The 25,211-nt window shown below is 68.7% G+C and carries 17 protein-coding genes, 2 rRNA genes and 1 other RNA gene (1 of these 20 running past the window's edge); 7 read left to right on the forward strand and 13 right to left on the reverse strand.

Going from position 1 to position 25,211, the window contains the following annotated elements; genetic code table 11:
• The 4 genes from K4L06_RS10800 to K4L06_RS10815 all read left to right on the forward strand — a co-directional run.
• Positions 1-994 (forward strand): 23S ribosomal RNA (locus tag K4L06_RS10800) (it extends 1,872 nt beyond the left edge of the window).
• Positions 995-1,162: 168 nt separating this feature from the next.
• Positions 1,163-1,277: ribosomal RNA gene (gene rrf, locus K4L06_RS10805) — 5S ribosomal RNA — on the forward strand.
• Positions 1,278-1,630: 353 nt separating this feature from the next.
• A complete protein-coding gene (locus K4L06_RS10810) occupies positions 1,631-3,157 on the forward strand; it encodes a glycoside hydrolase family 55 protein (RefSeq protein WP_221671389.1) in 1,527 nt (508 codons plus the stop codon).
• Positions 3,158-3,626: 469 nt separating this feature from the next.
• Positions 3,627-5,459, forward strand: coding sequence for an ABC transporter ATP-binding protein (locus K4L06_RS10815; protein WP_221673599.1), 1,833 nt, complete (start codon positions 3,627-3,629; stop codon positions 5,457-5,459).
• 240 nt (positions 5,460-5,699) lie between these two features.
• On the opposite strand, the gene K4L06_RS10820 is transcribed toward K4L06_RS10815, so the two are convergent.
• The 9 genes from K4L06_RS10820 to K4L06_RS10860 all read right to left on the reverse strand — a co-directional run bounded on the left by K4L06_RS10820 (position 5,700) and on the right by K4L06_RS10860 (position 16,156).
• Positions 5,700-7,193 (reverse strand): hypothetical protein, encoded by a 1,494-nt coding sequence (locus K4L06_RS10820; RefSeq protein WP_221671390.1) that lies wholly within the window; start codon positions 7,191-7,193, stop codon positions 5,700-5,702.
• 158 nt (positions 7,194-7,351) lie between these two features.
• Positions 7,352-8,422 (reverse strand): ATP-binding protein, encoded by a 1,071-nt coding sequence (locus K4L06_RS10825; RefSeq protein WP_221671391.1) that lies wholly within the window; start codon positions 8,420-8,422, stop codon positions 7,352-7,354.
• 98 nt (positions 8,423-8,520) lie between these two features.
• Positions 8,521-9,183 carry a ribose-5-phosphate isomerase RpiA gene (rpiA, locus tag K4L06_RS10830; RefSeq protein WP_221671392.1) on the reverse strand — a complete coding sequence of 221 codons (663 nt, stop codon included), beginning with the start codon at positions 9,181-9,183 and terminating at the stop codon, positions 8,521-8,523.
• 117 nt (positions 9,184-9,300) lie between these two features.
• The gene (locus K4L06_RS10835; RefSeq protein ID WP_221671393.1) at positions 9,301-9,771 is read right to left on the reverse strand and encodes an EVE domain-containing protein; all 471 of its coding nucleotides are present in this window, start codon (positions 9,769-9,771) and stop codon (positions 9,301-9,303) included.
• 11 nt (positions 9,772-9,782) lie between these two features.
• The gene (locus K4L06_RS10840) at positions 9,783-10,376 is read right to left on the reverse strand and encodes a 5-formyltetrahydrofolate cyclo-ligase (RefSeq protein WP_221671394.1); all 594 of its coding nucleotides are present in this window, start codon (positions 10,374-10,376) and stop codon (positions 9,783-9,785) included.
• Between the two features lie 93 nt (positions 10,377-10,469).
• A non-coding RNA gene (gene ssrS, locus K4L06_RS10845) (6S RNA) lies at positions 10,470-10,656 on the reverse strand.
• Between the two features lie 130 nt (positions 10,657-10,786).
• Entirely contained in the window at positions 10,787-11,092 is a 306-nt protein-coding gene (locus K4L06_RS10850) for a cell division protein ZapA (protein WP_221671395.1), read from the reverse strand.
• Positions 11,093-11,100: 8 nt separating this feature from the next.
• Complete coding sequence (locus K4L06_RS10855) at positions 11,101-11,322, reverse strand: TIGR02449 family protein (RefSeq protein ID WP_221673600.1); 222 nt, start codon at positions 11,320-11,322, stop codon at positions 11,101-11,103.
• A 271-nt stretch (positions 11,323-11,593) separates the two neighbouring features.
• On the reverse strand, positions 11,594-16,156 hold the full coding sequence (locus K4L06_RS10860) for an EAL domain-containing protein (protein WP_221671396.1): 4,563 nt from the start codon (positions 16,154-16,156) through the stop codon (positions 11,594-11,596).
• A gap of 252 nt (positions 16,157-16,408) precedes the next feature.
• On the opposite strand from K4L06_RS10860, the gene K4L06_RS10865 reads away from it, so the two are divergent.
• Complete coding sequence (locus K4L06_RS10865; RefSeq protein ID WP_221671397.1) at positions 16,409-16,957, forward strand: UPF0149 family protein; 549 nt, start codon at positions 16,409-16,411, stop codon at positions 16,955-16,957.
• Position 16,958: 1 nt separating this feature from the next.
• A complete protein-coding gene (locus tag K4L06_RS10870) occupies positions 16,959-18,293 on the forward strand; it encodes an aminopeptidase P N-terminal domain-containing protein (protein ID WP_221671398.1) in 1,335 nt (444 codons plus the stop codon).
• 445 nt (positions 18,294-18,738) lie between these two features.
• Here the strand turns inward: K4L06_RS10870 and K4L06_RS10875 are convergent, their stop codons facing one another.
• Positions 18,739-19,644 carry a LysR family transcriptional regulator gene (locus tag K4L06_RS10875; RefSeq protein ID WP_221671399.1) on the reverse strand — a complete coding sequence of 302 codons (906 nt, stop codon included), beginning with the start codon at positions 19,642-19,644 and terminating at the stop codon, positions 18,739-18,741.
• A 101-nt stretch (positions 19,645-19,745) separates the two neighbouring features.
• On the opposite strand from K4L06_RS10875, the gene K4L06_RS10880 reads away from it, so the two are divergent.
• Entirely contained in the window at positions 19,746-20,345 is a 600-nt protein-coding gene (locus tag K4L06_RS10880; RefSeq protein WP_221671400.1) for a short chain dehydrogenase, read from the forward strand.
• Between the two features lie 610 nt (positions 20,346-20,955).
• Here K4L06_RS10880 and pepQ read toward each other — a convergent pair.
• From pepQ to K4L06_RS10895, 3 genes are all read right to left on the reverse strand, one after another.
• Positions 20,956-22,290 carry a Xaa-Pro dipeptidase gene (pepQ, locus tag K4L06_RS10885; protein WP_221671401.1) on the reverse strand — a complete coding sequence of 445 codons (1,335 nt, stop codon included), beginning with the start codon at positions 22,288-22,290 and terminating at the stop codon, positions 20,956-20,958.
• Positions 22,291-22,478: 188 nt separating this feature from the next.
• Complete coding sequence (locus tag K4L06_RS10890) at positions 22,479-22,826, reverse strand: PilZ domain-containing protein (protein ID WP_221671402.1); 348 nt, start codon at positions 22,824-22,826, stop codon at positions 22,479-22,481.
• A complete protein-coding gene (locus tag K4L06_RS10895) occupies positions 22,823-25,087 on the reverse strand; it encodes a DUF1631 family protein (RefSeq protein WP_221671403.1) in 2,265 nt (754 codons plus the stop codon). Before K4L06_RS10895 ends, K4L06_RS10890 begins: the two co-directional genes overlap by 4 nt.
• Positions 25,088-25,211: the final 124 nt, after the last annotated feature.

Raw genomic sequence — 25,211 nt, forward strand, 5'->3', positions numbered from 1 at the left:
GTAACTATAACGGTCCTAAGGTAGCGAAATTCCTTGTCGGGTAAGTTCCGACCTGCACGAATGGCGTAACGACAGCGGCGCTGTCTCCACCCGAGACTCAGTGAAATTGAAATCGCTGTGAAGATGCAGCGTTCCCGCGGCAAGACGGAAAGACCCCGTGAACCTTTACTATAGCTTTACACTGAACGTTGAGTTCGTCTGTGTAGGATAGGTGGGAGGCTATGAAACTGTGGCGCTAGCTGCAGTGGAGCCATCCTTGAAATACCACCCTGTCGTGCTTGACGTTCTAACCTAGGCCCGTAATCCGGGTCGGGGACCGTGTATGGTGGGTAGTTTGACTGGGGCGGTCTCCTCCCAAAGTGTAACGGAGGAGCACGAAGGTACGCTCAGCGCGGTCGGACATCGCGCACTGTGTGCAAAGGCATAAGCGTGCTTGACTGCAAGATCGACGGATCAAGCAGGTACGAAAGTAGGTCTTAGTGATCCGGTGGTTCTGTATGGAAGGGCCATCGCTCAACGGATAAAAGGTACTCCGGGGATAACAGGCTGATACCGCCCAAGAGTTCATATCGACGGCGGTGTTTGGCACCTCGATGTCGGCTCATCACATCCTGGGGCTGTAGTCGGTCCCAAGGGTATGGCTGTTCGCCATTTAAAGTGGTACGCGAGCTGGGTTCAGAACGTCGTGAGACAGTTCGGTCCCTATCTGTCGTGGGCGTTGGAGATTTGAGAGGGGCTGCTCCTAGTACGAGAGGACCGGAGTGGACGAACCTCTGGTGTTCCGGTTGTCACGCCAGTGGCACTGCCGGGTAGCTATGTTCGGAAGCGATAACCGCTGAAAGCATCTAAGCGGGAAGCGCGCCTCAAGATGAGATCTCCCGGGAGCTCGACTCCCCTAAAGGAACCATCAAGACTAGGTGGTTGATAGGCAGGGTGTGTAAGTGCGGTAACGCATTGAGCTAACCTGTACTAATGATCCGTGTGGCTTGACCATATAACCTCAAGTGGCCTTGGACTCGACGACGCGTCGATATTCCAACCCAACACTGACTCGCTACATTCCAATCTATTCGCCGACAACGCAGATCACCGCGTTGAAAGCACCCAACGAGAGCGTGCGCGCTACTTCAATCCACCGAAGCCTGCGACCCTCCACCCTCTCCCTGGTGATAATAGCTGTGTGGAACCACCCGATCCCATCCCGAACTCGGAAGTGAAACGCACACGCGCCGATGGTAGTGTGGCTTAAGCCATGCAAGAGTAGGTCATCGCCAGGGGCTTTACCCCAGAAGGCCGGATCCGAAAGGATCCGGCCTTCTTCTTTTGCGTTCCGGAAACATCCAACCGCGTTCCCACCCCGGGAAACTCTGCTTCGACGGCTGCGATTCGTACGCTCATCAATCGCCTGACGGGATGAGGCTGGACCGAGCGACCTCGAATGGGTCCCGCGACACATGCGATTACGCAATTGGTGCGCCTGGACGACTGCGTGTTACCAATCGCGGCTGCCGGATGCCACCCGCGCAGTTCCTGAGATCTCGCGCATGCATCCTGTAGATCCGGTCCGGCAACGGACTCAAGCAACCGAAAAGGAAGGCGCATGCAAAGACGTCAGTTCATTGGAGTACCGATGGCCGCCACCGCGGTTGCGGCGGCCAGCCTGATTCCGGTCACGGCGACCGGCGCGCCGTTGGCGACGGACGATTACGTCACCTTCGAGGACTATGGCGCCGTGGGCGACGGCGTAGCGGACGACACCGCTGCGATCCAGGCGGCGATTACCGACAACCCCGGCCGCGAAATCTGGGCGACGCGTCGGCACTACCGCCTGACCGCTGCCTTGCGCATCCTGCGCGGCGTGGTCTTGCGGGCCGCCCAGGGCGGCGTGCAGCTATCGATGGATGTCGCCGATCGCGACCACATCGTGATCGGCGATGGCACCGAAACCGGCATGCTGAACAGCCTGAATACCGTGATCGACGGATTCACGTTCGCTCCCGGCGCGAACGCCGGCGCATCGACGACCGGCTCGTGCATTTTCTTCAACTTCTGCGCCTTCTTCGATGTGCGCAACTGCGATTTCTACGCTCGGTCCTACTCGCAGGCGAAGCTGTTTCGCGGCATGACGCTGTTCCGGGCGTCCGATGGATTCATCCGGCATTGCCGCCTGCGTTATTTCCGCGAAGACGGCATTCATGCGACCGGTTCGGCGCATACTGCGAGTCCGAATCCCTATCGCACCGTCGACGTACGCATCGAATCGACGCGGATCTACGCATGCGCCGGCTACCAGGTCTACTTCGGACCGCACACCGGCGGCATGTTCGTGAACGACCTGATCCTGATGCAGGCCGACCAGAATCCGGCGTTCTATATCGATTCCGACCCGGTGACCCAGGACGGGACGAATTTCTTCATCGTCAACGTCAATATCGAAGGCGGCAACAGCGGCAGCCGCGGGATCGTCGTCAACAAGGGACAGGCGGTACAGATCGTCGGCGGCTGGGTCGGCGGAATCATCGGCAACGGCGCCGGGGTGGAGCTGGGAGCGGGGGCGAGCTCTTGCGAAATCAACGGCTTGAAGGCGGACTATTGCGGCCTGATCGTCAATGGACCGGCCAATTCGATCAAGAACTGCGACATCACCGGCGACCTGAGCTCGACCGTCAACGGCATCGTGCTCGGGCCGCAAGCGAGCGACACCTTGATCTCGGGCTGCCGTATCCGCCAGTTCACCGGTGCGGCGATTCTGATCCAGAAGCAGGCCGGCGGCCCGGCGCGATGCGCGATCAGCGGCCTGGTGCTGAAGGATTCGCCATCCGGACCCTACATCGCGGGCGCGGACTATCGTGAGGGGCCGTCGATCACCGGCATTCGCAGCGACGCGGCCGGCTACCTGACCGCGGCGGCGCAGGTGCAGCTGAACTATGGCGCGGAGTTCTACCAGATCACCGGCGGCACGCCGATTCAGGATCTGGTGCCGCGCAACCCCGGGCGGCGGGTGACGATCCAGGCCGGCATGAACGGCCTGAGCTTCACCGGCAACGGCGTGCTGCAACTCAAGGGCGGCGCGGCCAGCGTTTCGGTGCCTGCCTATCGGACCATCGAGTTCGTAACCGATGGCGTGAACTGGTTCGAGTCCGGCGGCAGCCGCTGATACCCGTCCAGGCGCTTCGCACGCCGCTGGATCCGCCTGTACCGACTTTGGGCGGATGCCGTCGGCGATGCAAGCGCGCTAGACTTGTTCTGGGTCACCTATAGCGATCCGCGCGTCGGTACACCTGTGCCCGGCGACGCTACGGGATCGTGGCCTCCTCCTCTCCCTGTTCGGGCGAGGGGAGGCTCCAGAGCAAGGAGAAGCACGATGAAGTTCACAATCACCGGCAAGGTCCGCCGCTAAGTCGGCGCTGGCGGCCGCGGGCGATGCCCGCGCCGCATCCGGCAGATCGATCGCCGCTCGGGGCCGTTCTGGCCCTGGATCGCGCGCGCTCGTCCGCCGCCCACTCCCGTCTCGATTCGGCGCCCGCAGGCGCCGCTCGTCCCCGCGTCCGCGCTCGCGCCTTTCCGGCGCGCGCGCGTCGCGCACGGGAGTCATTCCGAGTTCCTGAAGGCGTATCGCCATGATGATTTTCCGTTGGTTCGAATCCTTGATCGATCCGTTCCGCCCCGCGCCGGAGGCGATGCCGCCGCGCACGGTCGCGGCTTTCTACTGGCATTTCATCCGCCAGGCCTGGCCGGTGTTCGCGGTACTGACCGTGGTCGGCTTCTTCGTCGCCATCGTCGAGGTGGTGATGTTCGACTACCTCGGCAAGGTGGTCGACCTGGTCAACACCACCCCGGCCGCGGAGCTGTTCGCGCGTCACGGCGGGGAATTGCTGTGGATGGCGGCGGTGATGCTGCTGGTGCGGCCGGTCTGCCTGGGCCTGCACGATCTGCTGCTGAACCAGACCGTGCATCCGAGCATGACCAATCTGGTGCGTTGGCAGACCCATCGCTACATGCTCAAGCAGAGCATGAGCTTCTTCCAGAACGATTTCGCCGGCCGGGTCGCCAACCGGATCATGCAGACCGGCCCGTCCTTGCGCGAATCGACCACCCAGTCCTTCGACGCGCTGTGGTACGTGGTCGTGTACTCGGGTTCGGCGATCTACCTGTTCGCGCAGGCCGATGCCTGGCTGGCGGCGCCGCTGGTGGCCTGGATCGTGGCCTACATCGGCCTGCTGCGTTACTTCGTGCCGAGGGTGAAGCTGCGCTCCTGGCGCGCTTCGGACGCGCGCTCGAAGCTGATGGGGCGGATCGTCGACGGCTATAGCAACGTCGCCACGCTGAAGCTGTTCGCGCACTCGCGCCGCGAGGAGCAATACGTGGCCGAGGCCATGCTCGAGCAGACCCAACGTTCGCGCGACATGACCCGCATGACCACGCTGATGGGCGTGAGCATCACTACGCTCAACGGCTTGCTGATCGTCGGCACCTGCGGCCTGGCGTTGTGGCTGTGGCATCGCGGCGCGATCAGCGTCGGCGCGATCGCGCTGGCGACCGGCCTGGTGATCCGGATCCACAACATGTCGGGCTGGATCATGTGGACGGTGAACGGCATCTTCGAGGACATCGGCACCGTGCAGGACGGCATCGAGACCATCTCGCGGCCGCTGACCGTGGTCGATCGCGAGGACGCTCGGGCCTTGGCGGTGCGCGAGGGCGCGGTGCGCTTCGAGAACGTGCACTTCCACTATGGCAAGAACAGCGGCTTGATCGCCGACCTGGACCTGGCGGTCAGGCCGGGCGAGAAGATCGGCCTGGTCGGGCCGTCGGGCGCGGGCAAGTCGACCCTGATGAACATCCTGCTGCGCCTGTACGACCTGGAGGGCGGGCGGATCCTGATCGACGGCCAGGACATCGCCGGCGTGACCCAGGAAAGCCTGCGCTCGCAGATCGGCGTGGTCACCCAGGACACGTCGCTGCTGCACCGTTCGATCCGCGACAACCTGCTGTACGGCCGTCCGGACGCCAGCGAGGAGGAGATGTTCGAGGCGGTGCGGCGGGCGCGGGCGGACGAGTTCATTCCGCGCCTGGTCGACGGCGAAGGCCGCGAGGGCTACGAGGCCCTGGTCGGCGAGCGCGGCGTCAAGCTGTCCGGCGGCCAGCGCCAGCGCATCGCAATTGCGCGGGTGCTGTTGAAGAACGCGCCGATCCTGATCCTCGACGAGGCGACCTCGGCCCTGGATTCGGAGGCCGAGGCGGCGATCCAGGACAGTCTGGAGACGTTGATGGAAGGCAAGACGGTGATCGCGATCGCTCACCGCCTGTCGACCATCGCGCGCATGGACCGGCTGGTGGTGATGGATCAGGGGCGCATCATCGAGACCGGCACCCACGAGCAGTTGATCGCGCGCGACGGACTGTATGCGCGGTTGTGGAAGCGTCAGACCGGCGGGTTCGTGGCGGTCGAGGCGTAGGCGCGGCGGCCCTCGCCCCAGCCCCTCTTCCGCGAGCGGGAGAGGGGCTCGGCCGCGCCGCCCAAGGGCAGGAGCGACGCGAGCCGCGACCGCGTCGGCGGGACGGACGGCGCGTGCCCGAGGTCCCGATCGCGCTTGCGCCATTCGTCCCGCGGTCGGGTAAGGTTCCGATCCACGACCACAGCCGCAACAACGGCCGCCGCAACGGCGGCCGTCATGCCGGTCGCCGCGCGCACTCGTTCAGAACAGCGAACCCGTCGTGCCTGGCCCTTCGTCCTGGTCCTTGCGCCGCTTGCGCACCCAACCGCCGACGCCGGACGGCTGATGTCCTGGCGGCGCCGGCTTGGCTGCGGCGGGCGGCCGTTCGCGCGCCTGGCGATGCGCGTTCTCGGCCATCGCCTTGAACTGCCGTTCGCGCTGCAGCCACAGCTCGTCCATGCTCGGGTCGGCGACCAGGGCGGCGGCGCCGAGGTCGGCTTCGCTGGCTTCGTCGGGAATATGCTGGAACGGAATCCGCATCGGCGCGGCGCCCTGGGCCAACGCGTCCTGCATCGCGCCGAAGTACAGGCGGTTGTTGCCGTAGCGCTGGTTGATCTGGTCCAGCACGCGGGTCAGCTCGCGCGGGCGCTGGCGTTCGGGAAACAGCGATGCGCTGTCGGCGGCGTTGGGCTGCAGATCGATCAGCGACACCGCGACCGACAGCGGCGGATGGCGCTTGACCGGCCAGCGGCCGCTGGCGGCGGCGCGCAGCAGGGGCTGCAAGGCGCCGGCCATCAACTGCAGCAAGGTCGGCGTGTCGTCGAGCGGGGCGAAGGACAGGTCGCGGCTGTAGCGCTGTTCGCGGCCGACGAAACGCACATGCAGGCTCATGCCGCGCGCACGGCAGCGTTCCTGGCGCAGGCGCATGGCGGCCTTGGCGAGCAGCTTGAACAACACCGAACGCATGCCCTCGGCGCTGCGCATCTGCGGATCGAGCACGTGCGAATGGCCGACCGAACCGACCGCGCTGCGTTGCCGCGACGGCGGTTCGATGCCGCGCAACTGGGCCCAGAAACGCTCGCCCTCGATCCCGCCCCAGATCGCCTTGAGCCGCTCGCGCGGCGCGGCCGTGAGCTGTTCGACGCTTTCGATGCCGGCCGCGTTGAGGCGCTGCAGCATCGACGGACCGACCCCGCACAGGTCGTGCAGGGCCAGGCCGTGCAGCGCCTGCGGCAGGTCGTCGAGTTCGATCACGGTCAGGCCGTCGACCTTGTCGAGGTCGGAGGCGGTCTTGGCCAGGAAGGTGTTGGGGGCGATGCCGATCGAGCAGCGGATCGCCGGGGCCAATCCGCGATCGAGCAGGGTCTGCTTGATCTTGTGCGCGATCGCCACGGCATTGTCGCGCTGGCGCTCGCGGCCGATCAGGCGGCAGGCGACCTCGTCGATGGACAAGGGCTTGCCGTCGATCGGGATGCAGTCCTGGATCGCCGCGATCAGGCGGTGGTGCAGCTCGACGTAGCGCGCCGGGCGCGCCTGGACGATCTGGATGTCGGGGCACAGCCGCAGCGCTTCGTGTACCGGCGTGCCGGTCTTGACCCCATGGACCTTGGCTTCGCGACTGGCGGCGATGCAACAGGTGGTGGCGGCCATCACCGGCACCACGCCGACCGGGCGGCCGCGCAAAGGCTCGTGGTCGAACTGTTCGACCGAGGCGAAATAGGAATTGAAGTCGACGAACAGGCAGCGCAGGGTCATGGCGGCGGGCCACGCATGGGGAATCAGTATGGTCCCGGACGGCAACCCGCGCATCGGCGACCTGGCCCATGCGCGACGCCCGGCCGATAGTGCCGGCCGGGCGTCTCAAGCGATGAGATCGCTTTTGGAATCAAACAATTAGGGCGTGGCGGCGCCGATCAACCGGCGTGGCCGACGGCTTGATAGATCGCCGCCAGCGAGTAGCTCTTGCGCCCGCTGCCGGCCAGCGCCTGGCGCACCGGTTCGGGATCGATGCCGCGTTCGCCGGCCAGGCGCTGGATCAGCGCCGCGGCCTCGACCGGCCGCAGCTCGCGTACCTGGGCGTGGGCGAAACAGCGTCCGGGCCGGACCAGGGCGTCGTCCAGGTCGCCGACGTTGGGCAGATTGGTCGAGAAGATGATCTTGCGTCCCTGCGCGCGCACCACGCCATCGGCGATGGCGAGGAATCGGTGCAGGTGTTCGTTGCCCTCGGCGCGCGGACGCAGCAGATGGTCGGCGTCCTCGACCACGAAGGCATGATCGTCGCCGGTGATGAACTTGACGTAGATCTCGTCGCATTCCAGCGCTTTTTTGTCGCCGGTGTACAAGGCCTGGGCGTTGCCGTCGTTGCGGCGCGAGATCTCGCCGAGAATGGCGCGGATCAACCGGGTTTTGCCGGTGCCGGGCGGGCCTTGCAGCACCAGCACGGTTTCCTTGGCGCGCAGATACCGGTCGACGAAGCCGGCGACGTCGCCGATTTCGGGATAGGCCTCGTCGATCAGCACGTCGTCGGCCAACTCCTCGATGCTGGCGCTCTGCAATTCGCCGCGGCCGGTGAGGAAATGCCAGTCGATCGAGAACATCGGTTCGCGGATGCGCACCGCCTCGATGCGTTGCTGCAGCCCCTGGATCGCCTGTGCTGCGCGCTCGACCGAATCGGCCCAGATGGCGAAATAGAACGAGCAGTAGTCGGCCTTGCGGCTGACGCCGACATCGACGAATAGGCCTTCGCCGTCGAGTATCAGGCTGGGCCCGTCGATGCGATGCGCGCGATAGCCCAGGTTGAGGGCGAGGTCGTCGAATACGGCGTCGACGCCGGCGCGGGCGGCCAGGCGTAGCGAACGGCGGATCGGGTAGCGGCTGACGCCGCGTTCCAATGCGTCGGCGAACCGGGATTTCAGCAACAGGGACGAGAAGTCCCAGATCTGTTGGCTGAGGTTTGCGGTGTAGCGCTGGTTTTCGGAGTTCATGCGGGATGGGCGCTTCGCCCGGGCAGGGGCCGCGGCATCCATTGCCGCGGTATGGGCGCGGGCCGGCGTGGCCCGCGCGGTAAAACGGTGGCGCCGGCTTACAGCACCAGCGGCGGCTCGCCGCCTACGATGACGATGTCGGCCGGACGGCGCGCGAACAGGCCGACGCTGACTACGCCGGGGATCTGGTTGATCGCCGATTCCAGCGCCACCGGATCGGTGATCGCCAGGCCGTGGATGTCGAGGATGACGTTGCCGTTGTCGGTGACCACGCCGTTGCCGGCGGCGTCCTGGCGCCACACCGGCTGGCCGCGGGTCATCGCGAGGATCTCGCGGGCGACCAGGCTGCGCGCCATCGGCACGACTTCCACCGGCAGCGGGAAGCGGCCGAGCACGTCGACGCGCTTGGCCGGGTCGACGATGCAGACGAACTTGGCGCTGGCTTCGGCGATGATCTTCTCGCGGGTCAGCGCGGCGCCGCCGCCCTTGATCAGGCGCTTGTGCGGATCGCACTCGTCGGCGCCGTCGACGTACAGCGACAGCGGGCCGGTGGCGTTGAGGTCCAGCACTTCGATGCCCAGCGCCTGCAACCGCGCGGTGCTCTGCTCCGAACTCGACACCGCGCCCTGGATGCGCTCCTTGACCCGGCCCAGGGCCTCGATGAAGTAGGCCACCGTGGATCCGGTGCCGACACCGACGATCATGCCGTCTTCGATGTAGTCGATGGCTTTTTCGCCGGCCAGGCGTTTGGCTTCAGTCATGGGGAGCGGGAATAGGGAATGGGGAATGGGGAATCGGTAGAGCAGGCGGCGCTGGGAATAGGGGAGGAGCGAGGGGGGCTTTTACGATTCCCCGTTCTCCATTCCCGATTCCCGGCTTCACTCCATCGCCAACAACAGCTTCCACTGCGCCGCCGTGACCGGCAGCACCGAGAGGCGGTTGCCGCGGCGGGTGAGGGCGAAGTCCTCGCCGAGGTCGTCGGCGCGGGCCTTGATCTCGTCCAGGGCGATGGTGCGTCCGAGCTTGCGCTCGAAGGCGACGTCGACCAGCAGCCAGCGCGGGTCTTCGCGCGAGCTCTTGGCGTCGTAGTAGTCGGACTTGGGGTCGAACTGGGTCGGGTCCGGGTAGGCTTCGGCGGCGATCGTGGCCAGGCCGACGATGCCGGGCACCGCGGTGTTGGAGTGGTAGAACAGCACGCCGTCGCCCAGCTTCATGCCGTCGCGCATGAAATTGCGCGCCTGGTAATTGCGCACGCCGTTCCAGGGTTCGACGCCGACGCGTTGCAGGTCGTCGATCGAGAAGGTGTCCGGTTCGGACTTCATCAGCCAGTAGCGGCGGCGTGCGGTCATGCGGAACTCGGTCAGGCGAACAGGGGGGAGCGGTGGTCGTGGGTGGCGCTCTCGGTGCAGACCGCATCGAGGGCGACGTCCCAGTCGGCGGCGTCGAGCGCGTCGACGCGCTGCAGTTCGAAGGCGGCGCCGACCAGCCACGGCGGCGCCGGGCCGCGTTGGCGGAAGGCGAAGCTGCGATCGTACCAGCCGGCGCCCATGCCGAGCCGGTGGCCGCGGCGGTCGAAGCCGACCAGCGGCACCACCACCAGGTTCATCTGCTCGGGCTCGAGCAGCGAGGTCGCGGCCAGCTCCGGCTCGGGAATGCCGTAGCGATTCGGGCTGAGCGGGTCGCCCGGGCGCCAGGGCGCGAAGCGCAGGCGCAGGTCGTCGTGCAGCACCGGCAGGCAGTACACGCAGTCCGGCGGCAGGCCCAGCTGCCAGGCGTGCAGGGCGATTTCGCCGTCCATCGCCCAGTAGCCGGCGACATAGCCCGAGCGCGGCGCGAACGGCAGCGCCAGCAGGCGCTCGGCCATGGCTTGCGCGCCGGCGATGCGGGCGGGGGCGGCGAGATTGCGCCGTTGCGCGCGCAGATCGCGCCGCAGCGTCGTACGGTCGGCCGTCATTCGGCGCTCGGTCCTGGTTGGGCGCGGCGCACGGGCCACAGAGAAACGGGCGCGAAATCACGCTGGGTGACGTCGCGCCCGTTCCGGGAAAAGTAGTCCTCCGCCAATGACGATGCGTGCGAAACGACCTTGAACCCGGGGTTCAAGTGGGGACGCTTGGCGGCCTTCGGGCTTCCCGCTGCTAGGCGGACTTGCACTCCGGGCCTCCGTTGCGCCCCCGTGGTCGTCATTAAGGGACAAGGCGAATGTTTGCGCACGCCGTCGCGCACAGCAGAGGACGTGCGCGCAGTATAGCGCGCATGCCGCGCCGATGCCGCCCCCGCTCGTCGGCGACGCTGCGTTGCGATTCATGTGCTTGATACGCGCGCATGCGCGGATGAACGGGACGCGGCGCAACGCCGCGGCGGGAATCAGCGGATCGCGGCGTCGAACAGGCTGTCGAGCTTGCGGTGCAGCTCGTCGAGCGTGCGCGAGAGTTCGCGATCGCGCTGATCGCCTTCGCCGCGCAACTGTTGCAGTTCGTGGGCGAAATTCAGCGCCGCCAGCACCGCGACCCGGTCCAGCGCGGCCATCCGGTTGCTGCCGCGGATCTCGCGCATCTTGCTGTCGAGCATGCGCGCGGCGGCGAGCAGTTGGTCGCGTTCGGCGGGTTCGCAGCCGACGGTGTACTCGCGATCGAGCAGGCGGATGCTGACGGCTTCGCTGGTCGTGCTCATCGGTGCGTTCAGGTGTGCTGTTCGAGCGATTTGAGGCGCGCGATCATCGCCTCGACGCGGGTCCGGGCCTGCTCGTTCTTGGCCAGCAGGGCCGAACGTTCGCCGACCAGTTGCTCCTGCTGCTGGCGCAGGCTGCGGTTCTCCTCGCTGAGCCGGCGCACGCGGTCGCCGAGCTCGTCGACGCGGGCGACCAGCGACTGCAGTTCGGCGATCAGTTCGGCGCGGTCCATCCCGGCACGATGGCAGGCCGGGGCGGGGGCGGTCAAGGCGTTGGTGGGAATGGGGCGGGAATCGGGAATGGGGAATGGGGAATGGGGAATCGGTCAGGTGCCGGAGGGGGCGGTGCGAAGGCGTGGGGAAAGCGGGGTGCCGGCATTCGCGCCAGTTGGTGCGACGAAGACAGCGGCCAGCGCTGTTCTCGCCTCTCCAATGGCCAGCCAACCCGCTCTGCCCCCCGATTCCCTATTCCCGATTCCCGATTCCCCATTCGCCATTCCCGCCCTACCTGACCGCCCGCACGCTCTGCGGCGGCTGCCACTGCTGGATGAAGGCCAGGCAGTCGTCGGCTTCCAGCGGGCGCGCCAGCCAGTAGCCCTGGATCTCGTCGCAGCCGTGGTTGCGCAGGAACTCCATCTGCTCTTCCAGCTCCACGCCCTCGGCGACCACGTTCAGGCCCAGCGAGTGGGCCATGGTGATGACCGTGCTGGTGATCGCCTCGTCGTCGGGGTCGCGGGTCAGGTCGCCGATGAACTCCTTGTCGATCTTCAGCGTGTTGATCGGCAGGCGCTTGAGGTAGGCCAGCGAGGAATAACCGGTGCCGAAGTCGTCCACCGCCAGGGCCACGCCGAGTTCGCGCAGCGCCTGCATGATGTTGGAGGTGTGCGCGGCGTTGGCCATGACCACGGTTTCGGTCAGTTCCAGCTCCAGCCGCCACGGCGGGATGCCGCTTTCGCTGAGCGCGCGCGCCACCATCTTCGGCAGGTCGCCGCGCAGCAGCTGGATCGCCGAGACGTTGACCGACACCGACAGCTGGTCCAGCCCGTGCAGGCGCCATTGGCGCAGGCGGCTGCAGGCCTCGCGCATCGCCCATTCGCCGATCTCCAGAATCAGCCCGCTTTCTTCGGCCAGCGGAATGAACTGGGTCGGCGGGATGTTGCCGTACTCGGCGCTGTTCCAGCGCAGCAGCGCTTCCACGCCGGTGATGCGCGCCTCCGGCAGCGACAGCCGCGGCTGGAACACCAGGCGCAGCTCGTTGCGGTCCAGCACCTTGCGCAGCGCCGCCGAAATGGTCGCGCGCTGGCGGATCTCGATGTCCATCGCCTCGGTGTAGCGCATGAAGGTGCGCCGGCCGGCGGCCTTGGCCTGGTACATCGCGGTGTCGGCGTGCTTGAGCAGGTCGGTCGGCACCTGGGCGTGGTCGGGGTAGAGACTGATGCCGATCGACGGCGAGATCGCCACGTCGTGGCGCTCGTCGAAGTCCAGCGGCGCCTCGAAGGCCTTGATCAGGCGGCGCGCGACCTCTTCGGCCTGTTCCGGCGTCTCCAGGTTTTCCAGCACCACGGTGAACTCGTCGCCGCCGAGCCGGGCCACGGTGTGTTCGGCGCCGACGGTTTCCTGCAGCCGCACCGCCGCGGCGCGCAGGATGCGGTCGCCGGCGGCGTGGCCGAGCGAGTCGTTGATGTCCTTGAACCGGTCCAGGTCGAGGAACAGCAGGGCGATGCGGTGGCCGTGCCGGCGCGCGCGCACGATCGCCCGCGACAGCCGTTCCGACAGCAGGGTGCGGTTGGGCAGGCTGGTCAGGGTGTCGTAGTTGGCCAGGTAGCGCAGCTCCTGCTCGGCGCGCTTCTGGTCGGTGATGTCGGTCAGCACCGCGACGTAGTGGCCGCGCTGGCCGCTGCTGTCGAGCACGATCGAGGCCTGCAGCCAGCACAGGAATTCGTTGCCGTCCTTGCGCTGCTGCCAGATCTCGCCCGACCAGCGGCCGCTGCGCTGCAGTTCGTCGCGCATGTCGCTGTAGAACTCCGGGTCGTGCTGGCGGCTGTCGAGCAGGCCGGTGGTCTGGCCGATGACTTCGTGCTCGGGATAGCCGGTCATGCGCGAGAACGCCGGATTGATCGAGACGAACACGAAGTCGCGGTCGAACACCGCCACCGCTTCGGCCATCGAACGCAGCACTTCGCTGGAGATGCGCCGTTCGCGTTCGGCGCTGCGTACCGCGGTGACGTCGCGGCCGGTGCCGGCCACGCGCACCGGCTGGCCTTCGGCGTCGCGCTCGACCACCCGGCCGCGGGCGCGGATCCAGCCCCAGTCGCCCTTGGGCGTGCGCATGCGGTGCTCGGACAGGAACAGCGCGGCGTCGCCGTCCAGGTGCTTGCGCAGCAGCTCGGTCACCCGCGGCAGGTCGTCGGGATGGATCTCGTGATCGTTGGCGACGTCGGCCTGCACGCCGATTTCGGGCGAGGCGGCGTTCTGGTCGTCGACCCGCATCCGGTGCAGTTCGCGCCGTTTGAGATCGTAGTCCCAGAACTGTTCGCCGGATGCCCACAACGCCAGCTTCAGGCGCTCCTCGCGCTCGCGGATCTGGGCGAAGTAGCCGCGTTCGCGCTGGCGCGCGCGGTGCCAGCGCCAGCCGAAACTAAGCAGCATCGCCAAGGCCGCCAGCGCGGCCGCGGTGATCGCCAGCGGGTGCCGCCACAGCGGCGGGTCGACGCTGACCGGAATGTGCAGTTCCTGGGTGTTCCAGACCCCGTCGCGGTTGGTCGACTGGGCGCGGAACAGGTAGCGGCCGGGCGGCAGGCGGGTGTAGGTGATGTCCTGGCGCGGGCCGTTGTCGACCCAGTCGCGGTCGAAGCCTTCCATGCGGTAGCGATAGCGCATGCCGCTGTTGGGGCCGTAGTCGAGCGCGCCGATGCGCAGGCGCAGGATGCCGGCGCCGTCGGGAATTTCCAGTTGGGTCGACTGCCACAGCACGCTGGCGCCGGCGCTGGTGTCCGAACCGATCCAGGCGCCGAGCAGGCGCACCGGCGGGGTGTAGCGCGAATCGGCGATCCGGGTCGGGTCGAACAGGTTCAGGCCGCGCACGCCGCCGAAGGCGAGCCGGCCGTCGTTGAGGCCGGCGACCGCGCCGGCGTTGAATTCCAGGTCCTGCAGGCCGTCGGCCAGGCCGTAGCGGCGCACCAGCGAGGCGCCGCTGTCGAAGCGCAGGATGCCGGCGTCGGTGCCCAGCCACAGCCGTCCGGCGGGGCGCTCGGCGATCGAGAACACCACCGGCACCGGATGCTCGCCGAGCACCTGGGCCAGCGGGTGCTCGAAGCGGATCCGGCCGTCGGCGCTTTCGACCGCCCGGCTCAGGCCGGCCTGGGTGCCGACCCAGATCGCGCCGTCGGCGGACTGGTGCAGGGCGCGGACGAAGTTGCCGGGCAGGCTGTCGGCTTCGTCGATGGCGTGGCGGTAGTGGCGCAGATAGCCGGTGGCCGGGTCGAGCAGGTCCAGGCCGTCGCCGGTGCCGAGCCAGATCCGGCCGCGGCGGTCTTCCAGCACCGCATTGACGCGCGGGTGGCTGAGCGCCTTGGGGTCGCCCTCGCGATAGGCGTAGCGGACCACCGCGCCGGTCTGCGGCAGATAGCGCAGCGCGCCCTGGTCGTCGCTGCCGAGCCAGACGCTGCCGTCGCGGCCGAAACCGATCGCGCGCAGGGCGATCTCGCCCTGGCCGCCCAGGTCGATGCGCTCGATCCGGCGGCTGACCGGATCCAACCGCAGCAGGCCGCGGCCGGTCGCCAGCCACAGTTTTTCGACCGCGGTCACCGGCGCGTTGGCCGGGCGCGGCTCGCGCGCGATCGCGGCGATCCGGCGCGCCGCCGGATCGGCCGGCAACAGCGCGGTCATGTCCTCGAAGCGGTCGTGGCTCAGGTCGTAGCGGCGCAGCTGGTGGCTGTCGGTGGCGATCCACAGCGCCCCGGTCTCGTCCTGGGCCAGGCCGCGGATGCTGGCGTCGGAGGCGGCGCCGCCGTCGTGGTCGTTCAGGTCGAGCACGTAGCTGAAGCGGGTGCCGCGCGGGTCGGCGACGGCGACGCCGCGGTACTGGCCGCCGGCCCAGAGCAGGCCGCCGTGATCGATCATCAGCGCATCGACCGTGTCCTCGGGCAGGGTCGCGTCGATGCCGCGCTCGGCGTGCACGCGCTGGGTCTGGCCGCTGTCGGGGTCGTGCCGGTACAGGCCGTTGCCGTAGCCGGAGATCCAGACCCGCTGGTCCGGTGCCTCGACCAGGGCGCGCGCGTCGCGCAGCGTGGCCAGGGCTTCGTCCTCGACTTTGACCAAGATGCCGGTGCGGCCGTCGAGCCGGTACAGGCCGTCGACGGCGCCGGCCCAGAGCCGGCCGCGGCGGTCGATCAGCAGGCTGCGCAGCGGCTTGCCGGCGCCGATCCGCTCGACCTTGCCGTTGGCCAGGATCCGGTGCAGGCCGGCGGCGCTGGCGAACCAGGCGCTGCCGTCGCGGGCCAGGGCCAGCGACTGCCACGGCGATTGCCGGGCCAGGTCGCCGGGCAGGGCCAGGATCAGCTCGCGCGCGCCGCTGCGCGGGTCCATCCGCTCCAGGCCGGCAAGGGTGCCGATCAGCAGCGAATCGCGCCACGGCAGCAGCGAGACCACCTGGCGCCCGGCCTGCGAGTCCGGCGGTTCATAGCGATGAATGCTGCCGCTGGCCAGGTCGAGCCGGGCCAGGTACTCGGAATGGGTGCCGATCCACATCGCCCGCTGCCCGTCCAGGGCCAAGGCGGTGACGTAGCTGTCGGGCAGGCTGGCCGGGTCGCGCGGGTCGTGGCGATAGGCGACGTAGCGCTGGCCGTCGTAACGGTGCAGGCCGCCCTGGGTGCCGACCCAGACGAAGCCGTGCACGTCCTGGGCGAAGGCGGTGACCGAGTTCTGGCTCAGGCCCAGGTCGCTGCCCAGGCGCGAGAAATAGAAATCGCGGGTGACCGCCGCCGCAGGCTGCGGCGACGCCGCCGTGCACAGCAGCAGGGCGGACAAGGCGGCGGTCAGCAGGGCGGCGGGGAAAGAGGAACGCACGGACACCGTCGCGTGAGACGCAAGAGCCGCAGTGTAGGCAGGCGCCGATGGCGGCAACAAGCGTTGCGACCCGGTTTCGCGCCCGATCGCACGCTCGGGGCCGCAGCGGTGCGAGGGCGGGGTTTTGCCCATCCTGGCGCGGATCGGCCGGAGGCGGGGCGTCCGCCGTCCGCGGAGCGCGCGCGGCCGCGACGGCGCGCCGCTTCCGCCCCGCGTTGTTAAACTGCCGGCGACTCCCCCGACCTGAAGCCCGTGGCCGCGACCGAACTGCCCCCGTTGTCCGAAGTCGATGCCGAGAGCCGCCGTCTCTCGCTCGCCGCCTCCGCCTCCGAATTGCACGGCGCCCTGTGCGGCTGGCTGGCCGGCGGCGGCGCGTCGGTGCGCGAATGGCCGGCGAAAGTGCTGGCCGACGATGCCGTGGCCACGCCGGAAGAGCGCGGCCCGCTTGACCGCTTACGCCTGGCCAGCGCCGCCCAGCTCGGCGACCGCAGCTTCGGTTTCGATCTGTTGCTGCCCGACGCCGAGGCCTCGCTGTCCGAGCGCAGCGGCGCCCTGTTCGACTGGTGCCGCGGCTTCCTCGGCGGCTTCGGCCTGTCGGCCGGCGCAGCGCCGACCCTGTCGGAGGAAAGCCGCGAGGCCCTGGGCGACCTGGCCCGGTTGGCCGCCGCCGCGCCGCAGGACGACGGCGACGAAGAGGACGAGGAGGCGCTGACCGAGATCGAGGAATTCGTCCGCATCGTCGCCCTGCTGCTGCACGGCGACGTGGCGATGGCGGCCCAGCACCGGCAGCGGCTGAACTGACATGCACACCGCGTTGACCATGCCGGGCAAGGCCTACGCGCGGCGGCGCAAGCAGCTGATGGAACTGACCGGCGACGACGCGATCGTGATCGTGCCCTCGGCGGTCGAGCGCATCCGCAGCCGCGACACCCACTACCCGTTCCGGCAGGACTCCGACCTCAGCTACCTGACCGGCTTTCCCGAGCCGGACGCGGTGCTGGTGCTGGTGCCCGGCCGGCGCCATGGCGAGACCCTGCTGTTCTGCCGCGAACGCGACGCCGAGCGCGAGGCCTGGGACGGACCGCGCTACGGGCCGGAAGGCGCGGTCGAGGCGTTCGGCCTGGACGATGCCTATCCGATCGCCGACCTCGACGACATCCTGCCGGGCCTGCTCGAAGGCCGCTCGCGGGTCTACTACCACTTCGGCCGCGACGTCGAATTCGATCTCAAGCTGATCGGCTGGCTCAACCGGGTCCGGGCGATGGTGCGCCAGGGCGCGCAGCCGCCGCACGAATTCCTCGAGCTCGGCCATGTGCTCGACGAACTGCGTCTGTTCAAGGACCGCGACGAGCTGCGCTTCATGCAGCGCGCCGCCGACATCAGCGTGCTCGCCCACGAGGCGGCGATGGCCGCGGCGCGGCCGGGCCTGCACGAGTACGAGTTGCAGGCCGAGATCGAGGCGGTGTTCCGCCGTCACGACGCCGAATCGGCCTACGGCAGCATCGTCGGCGCCGGCCACAACGCCTGCGTGCTGCACTATCGCGCCAACAGCGCGCCGATCCGCGACGGCGACCTGGTCCTGATCGACGCCGGCGCCGAGTACCGCGGCTATGCCGCCGACATCACCCGCACCTTTCCGGTCAACGGCCGTTTCAGCCCGGAGCAGCGCGCGCTGCACGACCTGGTCGGCGCGGCGCAGGCCGCAGCGCTGGCCCAGGCGCGGCCCGGCGTGGCCTACGAGGCCGGCCATCTGGCCGCGGTCGAAACCCTGACCGAGGGCCTGCTGCGGCTGGGCCTGCTCAAGGGCAAGCTGGAAAAGAACCTGGCCGAGGGCCATTACAAGCGCTTCTACCGGCACAAGACAGGGCACTGGCTGGGCCTGGACGTGCACGACGTCGGCGAGTACCGCATCGACGGCGAATCGCGGCTGCTCGAACCGGGCATGGTGTTCACCATCGAACCGGGCCTGTATGTCGGCGCCGACGACACCACGGTGGAGCCGAAGTGGCGCGGCATCGGCATCCGCACCGAGGACGACGTGCTGGTGACCAAGGCCGGCCACGAGGTGCTGACCGACCGCCTGGCGCGCAGCGCCGACGAGATCGAGGCGCTGATGGGGCGCCGGCGCGCGGCTTGAGGCGGGTAGGGTTGCGGAAGCGAGAGCAAGCGCGAGCGCGCGAGCAAAAGCAAATCCCCCCTGGCCCCCCTTTGTCAAAGGGGGGAACAGCAGCAAGGGCCGCGCGGGGCGCATAGGCCGCAGGAGTGGCGCATGCGCTTGTGGGTCGGAGCGGCGTCCCACGGGATTTCCTCAGGTCACAAGCCGCGACCGCGATGCCGACGTCGCCGGTAAGAATCCGCAGCTCCTGTAGGAGCGGCGTCCCGCAGGGATTTCTTCCGGTCATGAGCCGCGACAATCGCAGCGATATACGCGAGCGCAGTGACCGAAGCCCGGACCTCAGGATTTTGCGCCGGTAACTCCCGTGTGAGCCTGGCTTCGGCAGGATGCCTGGTACTCACCGCTTCGCTCGGTCGCGGCTTGTGGTCGGAGGAAATCCCCGCGGAACGCCGGTGCTGCAAGACGGCTACTGCGACTCCGACTCCGGCCCCATGCGCTGCATCACCAGCTCGACGAAGCGGCTGAGTTTGGGCAGCGGCTGGCGGTCGCGCGGGTACAGCAGATGCACCGGACGCGGCCGCGGCAAGTGGTCTTCCAGTAGCGGTAGCAGGCGACCGCTGGCGAGATCGTCGGCGAGCAGGACTTCCGGTTGCAGGACGATGCCGCAGCCGGCCACCGCGGCACGGCGCAGGGCTTCGCCGTGGTTGGCGGCGAGATTGCCGCGCAGCTGCAGCGGCTCCGGGCCCAGCGCGTCGAAGCGCCAGCCGGCGCTGCGGTGCCACAGCAGGTGGTGCAGACAGTTGTGTTCGGCCAGTTGCGCCGGCTCGGTCGGCGTGCCGTGGCGACGCAGGTAGTCCGGCGAGGCGCAGACGATCATCCGGTACGGGCGCAGCGGGCGTGCGGTCAGATGGTCGGAATCGGCCAGCGGGCCGATCCGGATCGCCACGTCGAAAGCCTCGGCGATCAGGTCGGACAGCCGGTCGGCCAGCACCAGTTCGACCGAGACCTCGGGATAGCGCTGCAGGTATTCGGCGACCACCGCGGCGACCGCGCTGCCGCCGAGCGTCAGCGGCGCGGTCACCCGCAGCCGGCCGCTGGGGCGGCGTTCGTCGCGCAAGCGCTCGGCCACCGATTCGGCCTGCCTCACCTGGTCGAGGATGCGCCGGCAATCGTCGAGAAAGGCCGCGCCGACTTCGGTCAGGCGCTGCTTGCGCGTATCGCGCTGGAGCAGGCGCGCGCCGAGGTGCTGTTCGAGCTGGCGGATGTGCTTGCCGACCATCACCGCCGACAGGTTTTCGGCCTCGGCCGCGGCGGCGAAGCTGCCGGTGTCGGCGACGGCGACGAACACGGCCATGCTGCGCAGCTTGTCCATGGGCTAACCGCTGGTTAGGGGTGCGCGAAATCCTAGCGCATTCACCGCCGCCGGCCCGGCGCGCAGACTGGCCGCCTGTTCCCCAACCTGGAATCGCACTCATGAAGATCCTCATCGTCGGCGCCACCGGCACCCTGGGCCGAGCCATCGCCGAACGGCTCGCGCCGAAGCACCAGATCCTCGCCGCCGGCCGCAGCAGCGCCGACTATCCGGTCGACATCACCGACGATGCCAGCGTCGAGGCCTTGTTCGCGCGCACCGGCAAGATCGACGCGATCGTATCGGCGGCCGGTTCGCTGCATTTCGGGCCGTTGCCGGACATGCGCCCGGAGCAGTTCGCGATCGGTCTCAACGACAAACTGCTCGGCCAGGTACGCCTGGCCTTGCTCGGTCAGCACTACCTCAACGACGGCGGTTCGATCACCCTGACCAGCGGCAGCGTCTCGGAGGAGCCGATCCGCGCCGGCGCCAACGCCAGCGCGGTCAACCGGGCGCTGGAAGGCTTCGCCCAGGGCGCGGCCTGCGAATTGCAGCGCGGTCTGCGCATCAACGTGGTCAGCCCGACTCTGTTGACCGAGTCGCTGGAAGCGTACGGGGATTTCTTCCCGGGCTTCGGCACGGTGACCGCCGCGCAGGCGGCGCTGGCCTATCAGCGCAGCGTCGAAGGCGTGCAGAGCGGGCGGGTGTACAAGGTCTGGTGACCGCGCATCGCGCCAGCGCCATCGCATCCCTGTAGGAGCGGCGCCCCGCAGGGATTTCCTTCGGTCGATCGAAGCCCGAAACCATCGCATGCAGGAGCGGCGCCCCACAGGGATTTCCTTCGGTCACAAGCCGCGACCAGCATCTCGCCCGTTCGCCGCGTCTTTGTCCTGTGCCCCTGTAGGAGCGGCGTAAGCCGCGACCGCGTTGCTGCGGTCTCGCGGCGTCTGTGTTCGAAGGCTTCGATGCTTCGAAAGCTCCAAAGCTTCAAGAACTTCAAAAGCAAAGCTTCCGTCCGCAAGCGGCCGGGTCACTTTCTTTGTCCAAGGCGACAAAGAAAGTAACCAAAGAAAACGCCATTCCTGTTTCGAATCAAAAGCCACTATGGGACGAGGCTTGCGCAGGGCTGCTCCGCACAGGCCATCCCTGGCCTGGCTACGCACGGCCCGCATCCCTGCGGGCCGCCCTCCGGGGCTTCAGGGCGTTCTCGCGAGGTCGACTCTGCGCCAGGCTCTTCACGGCAACGGCAACGGCAACGGCAACGGCAACGGCGATAGCAAGGGTCTGGAGGCGGCGGCTCGTGCCTTCGTGCTACGGCTTGCGGCGCTCAGTTCACGCGGCGAATTCTTCGCGGGTCAGGTTGAGCGGCGCGGCTTCGGTGCAGACCACGTCGTCTTCGATGCGGATGCCGCCGTACGGGCGCAGTTGCTCGATCCGCTTCCAGTCGACGTCGCCGGCGTGTTCGCCCTGCTCGAGGCCCTGCAGCAGCAGGTCGACGAAGTACAGGCCCGGTTCGATCGTCACCGCCATGCCCGGCTCGAGCACGCGGGTCAGGCGCAGGTAGGGATGCCCGGCCGGCTTGTCGATCCGGCCGCCGCGGTCGGAGGCGGCGAAGCCGGCCACTTCGTGCACCTGCAGGCCGATGCCGTGGCCGATGCCGTGCGGGAAGAACACCGCGCTGACGCCGTTGGCCACCGCCGCCTCGGGCGTGGTCTTGAGCACGCCGAAGTCCTTGAGGATGCCGGCCAGGGCCAGGTGCGCGTCCAGGTGCAGTTGCTTGTAGTCGAAGCCGGCGCGGACCTGGTCGCACATGCGCCGTTGCGCGCCGTCGACCGCGTCGATCAGGGCCTGGAACTCGCCGTCGCGATCGGCGGCGTAGGTGCGGGTGATGTCGCAGGCGTAGCCGACATGGCTGGCGCCGGCATCGATCAGGAAGCTGCGCGATTGCGCCGGCGCCTCGCGGTCGAGTTCCATGTAGTGCAGCACCGCGCCGTTCTGGTTCAAGGCGACGATGTTGCCGTAGGGCAGTTCGTTGGCGTCCTGGCGCGCGGCGGCGCAGTAGGCCAGGTGGATGTCGAACTCGCTGGCGCCGGCGCGGAACGCCGCTTCGGCGGCGCGGTGCGCGCGCACGCCCTTGCGGGTGGCTTCGCGCATCATCGCCACTTCGTAGGGCGTCTTGAACGCGCGGTGATATTCCAGGTAGTCGATCACCGGCTGCGGGTTGTTCGGCACGAACGCGCCCAGCGCGCTGAGCGGCTCGCCGAGGATCGCGCAACGCGCGGCGTCGGCGGGCAGGTACGCCAGCGCCTGCTGCGGCTCGCGGATCACGATCACCTCGAAGTGCTCGACCCACCAGCCGCTCGGCGCCTGCGGCACCACGTGCCAGTAGTCGAACGGCTGCAGGTAGACCAGCTTGGGCCTGGCGCCCGGGGTGAACACCAGCCAGCTGCCGGGATTGCGCACCAGCGGCACCCAGGCCTTGAACTGCGGATTGACCGCGTACGGATAGTCGCGATCGTCGAACACCTGGTAGTGCAGGGTGCCGCTGGGCACGACCAGATGATCGAAGCCGCCGCGCGCCAGCGCGGTTTCGGCGCGGCGTTGCAGTTCGGCGACGTGCGAGGCGTACAGGACGGACGGGTCGGCGGAGCGATCGGAGGCGGTCATGCGGGCGCGGGCTGGCGGGGACGGGGGTATTTTGCGCCCTTGCGGCCGGGAGTGTTGGAGCGGGAGCGAGCGGATGGACGTCAGAAAACAGCAAAGCGGCGGCGCCGGTTTGCTGAATCTGTCCGTCGGCCATCGCGCGATCCGGGTTCGCGAGCGGGCCCGCTATCGCCTATGCGCCAACGCCCGCGTCACTCGTAAGTGCCCCCGGGCGTATCCAGCCAGCGCCGCAGATGGGCCATGCCGTTCTCCGGCATGCAGATGAAGCGGAAGCCGGCCCAGGTCTGGCCGGGCATGCTGGCGCGGTCCTGCCACAACAGGTGCGCGCCGACTTCGATCGGCGGCTGCTGCGGGGCGTCGCGCAGGTCGAAACGCAGCTGGTACAGCGCGTCCTCGGTCAGCGGCGCGCTGGCGATCAGCATCATGCCGCTCTCGGACAGATTGCCCAGGTGGCCGATCACGGTTTCGGTCATGGTGTCGACCACCTGCACGGTGTCGGCGATGCGGCGCCGGCGGGCGCGGCGGAAAGGATCGTTCATGCGCCGCCTCCGGCATCGTGGGTCTTGGCGCCGAATCCGCGCAGCAGGTCCAGGGCCGCATGCCAGGCGCGATCGACCAGGCTGCTGCGTTCGGCGGCGACGACCCGGGCCTGGTCGCGCGCCATCATCCGCGCCAGGCTGTCCAGCGATTGCTCGCCGACGCGCTGGCCGCGCTGGTTCACGAACAGGGCGTTGTCGGTGACGGTGCTGAACCAGGACAGGCGCCGCCGAACCACGTCGCCCTGCTGGTTCTGCACGAACTCGAACCAGCTGCCGAACGGCAGGGTCCGGATCTGCTCCCAGCAGCGTTGCTCGTCTTCGTTGCGCGACGGCAGGGTGCCGCGCGTCGGTCCGGCGTCTTCGCCCAGCCGGCCGCGCGCGCGCAGTTTCATCGCCAGTTCGGTGCGCGAGGCGGCGTCGTCGCCGGGCGCGGCGCCGAGGCTGAGCTGGTGGGCGATCGCGCGCCCGTCTTCGGCGTGGTAGCCGACCAGGCCCAGCGCGTGCTCGATGTCGGCTTCCAGCCCCGCCGGCGCCGGCGGGCCGGCTTCGCCGTTGTTGGCGCCGACGATCTGCCCGGTGATCTCGATCTGGCGGCGCCAAGCCTCGGAATCTTCGCCGTGGCGCAGCCAGGTCAGGGTCAGCACGTCGGCCCAGGCCTGGCTGAGCAGGCTCTGGACGAAACGCGGCAGGCGCTGGCCGGCGCTGTGCTGTTCGATGGTCTCGTTGGCGCGGCGCTTGGCCAGCTCGAGCTTTTCCTTGCCGCGCGCGGCCTCGACATGGCGCCGCTCGGTGACCTCGGCCTTGCGGTTGAGCGCCTGCAACTGTTCCTGCAGGCGTTGGTTGGCGTAGTCGAACGCGGCCTCGCCGTCGCTCAGATGGGTGGCGACGTGGTCGACCGCGCGGTGCAGCGGCTCGAGCAACTGCGGGTCGACCTCGTCGTTCGGGGTCCAGCGCGCGCCGGCCTCGGCGACGGTGTTGAGCAGTTGCAGCGCCGGATTGCCCTGTTGGCCGAGCAGCGAATGATCGCGCAGCGCGGCGTGCAGCAGCGGCGCCTGCAGGCGGTTGAGCAGGGCGGAGATGTTGGAATCGCCGCGCAGGCGTTGTTCGATCTCGCCGTAGAGCAGGTCCATCAGCTCGAACACGTCGCCGTCGTCGCGCGACAGCGAGGTGCCGGCCTGGGCGCGGCCGAGCAGGGCCTGGCGCAGCTCGGAGATCTTGCGCAAGGACTGCTCGCCGCGCGGCAGTTCCCGATCGGCCTGGGTCAGCGCGTCGAGCACTTCGCCGGTGTCCATCGCGATCGCGGTCGGCGGCTGGCCCGGAATGCGCGGGCGCAGCCGGTCGACCAGGCCGCGGCGCTCGTCGAGCCAGCGCTGCAGGGTGGCGAATTCGTCGCTGGCGCGTTCGGCTGCGGCCGCCGCCTCGCTGCGCTGGCCGAGCCAGGCGGTATGCGGACGCGGCTGGGCGGCGGCCGGTGCGGCCTCGGCCGGCTGGGCGCGCGGCTTATCGGCGGCCTGATCGGCCGCGGCGGGAGCGGCGGCGGGGCGTTCGCGGGTGGTTCGCAAGGGCACGAACGACAGGCCGGGCAATACGTTCTCGCGCGCCAGCAGGGCGTTCATCTGTTCGACCAGATGGGCGTAGCCCGGCATCAGCTGCTGGTCGAACACCCGGTACAGGTCCAGGCGCGAATCCAGCCCGATCTGCAGCGGCTGGCAGGCCTCGGCGAAGATCCGGCCCAGCCGGTGCGGGCCGACCGGCAGGCGTTCGGCATCGAACGCCGGGCCGCCGGCCAACACCCCGAAGCGCTGGCCGAGCAGCATCAGCCCCAGGCTGGACCGAGACTCCTGGCGCACCGCGATGTTGCGCAGCACGGTGTCTTCGTCGATTTCGCTGTCGTCGAGCAGGCGCAGGTCGCCGAAGCTCGGCGTGCCCGCCTTGACCGCGCGCGGCGCCGGTTCGCGCACCCGGGTCAGGGCGGCTTCCAGCAGGACCAGGAAACGCGGGATCAGGTCGGCGCGGCGCAGACGCACCAGGCGCAGGGTTTCCAGATAGCCCGCCTGCACGCTGGCCAGGCGGGCCTGGTCGGCCTGGCGGAACAGCTGTTGCTCGAACTCGGCCAGGACCCGCTCCAGCGGCGGCGCGGTCTCGTCGCTGATCAGGGCGTACAACTGTTCCAGCGCCCGGCGCACGCGACGCGGCAGGGCGGCCGTGGCCAGGGTGGGCCGCGGCGGCGAGGCGTCCAAAGGGTCGAACGTGGCTGGCATGGGAATTCGGTGCAGACGACCGCGAGATATAACCACGCCTCCCGGGCGCTCGCCAGCCCGGAACTCCGCGAACGGGCTCGGACGATGCGACAGCCGATAGGAGGCGGCCATTCGCAGCAACGGC

It is taken from the genome of Lysobacter sp. BMK333-48F3 (genome assembly GCF_019733395.1).
GTDB lineage: Bacteria > Pseudomonadota > Gammaproteobacteria > Xanthomonadales > Xanthomonadaceae > Lysobacter.

Coding starts and splice junctions, on each gene's coding strand:
- K4L06_RS10890 (WP_221671402.1), bottom strand. CDS start 22,826: ATGAACGATCCTTTCCGCCGCGCCCGCCGGCGCCGCATCGCCGACACC.
- K4L06_RS10840 (WP_221671394.1), bottom strand. CDS start 10,376: ATGACGGCCGACCGTACGACGCTGCGGCGCGATCTGCGCGCGCAACGG.
- K4L06_RS10810 (WP_221671389.1), top strand. CDS start 1,631: ATGGCCGCCACCGCGGTTGCGGCGGCCAGCCTGATTCCGGTCACGGCG.
- rpiA (WP_221671392.1), bottom strand. CDS start 9,183: ATGACTGAAGCCAAACGCCTGGCCGGCGAAAAAGCCATCGACTACATC.
- K4L06_RS10880 (WP_221671400.1), top strand. CDS start 19,746: ATGAAGATCCTCATCGTCGGCGCCACCGGCACCCTGGGCCGAGCCATC.
- K4L06_RS10850 (WP_221671395.1), bottom strand. CDS start 11,092: ATGAGCACGACCAGCGAAGCCGTCAGCATCCGCCTGCTCGATCGCGAG.
- K4L06_RS10855 (WP_221673600.1), bottom strand. CDS start 11,322: ATGGACCGCGCCGAACTGATCGCCGAACTGCAGTCGCTGGTCGCCCGC.
- K4L06_RS10825 (WP_221671391.1), bottom strand. CDS start 8,422: ATGAACTCCGAAAACCAGCGCTACACCGCAAACCTCAGCCAACAGATC.
- K4L06_RS10820 (WP_221671390.1), bottom strand. CDS start 7,193: ATGACCCTGCGCTGCCTGTTCGTCGACTTCAATTCCTATTTCGCCTCG.
- K4L06_RS10895 (WP_221671403.1), bottom strand. CDS start 25,087: ATGCCAGCCACGTTCGACCCTTTGGACGCCTCGCCGCCGCGGCCCACC.
- K4L06_RS10870 (WP_221671398.1), top strand. CDS start 16,959: ATGCACACCGCGTTGACCATGCCGGGCAAGGCCTACGCGCGGCGGCGC.
- K4L06_RS10875 (WP_221671399.1), bottom strand. CDS start 19,644: ATGGACAAGCTGCGCAGCATGGCCGTGTTCGTCGCCGTCGCCGACACC.
- K4L06_RS10835 (WP_221671393.1), bottom strand. CDS start 9,771: ATGACCGCACGCCGCCGCTACTGGCTGATGAAGTCCGAACCGGACACC.
- pepQ (WP_221671401.1), bottom strand. CDS start 22,290: ATGACCGCCTCCGATCGCTCCGCCGACCCGTCCGTCCTGTACGCCTCG.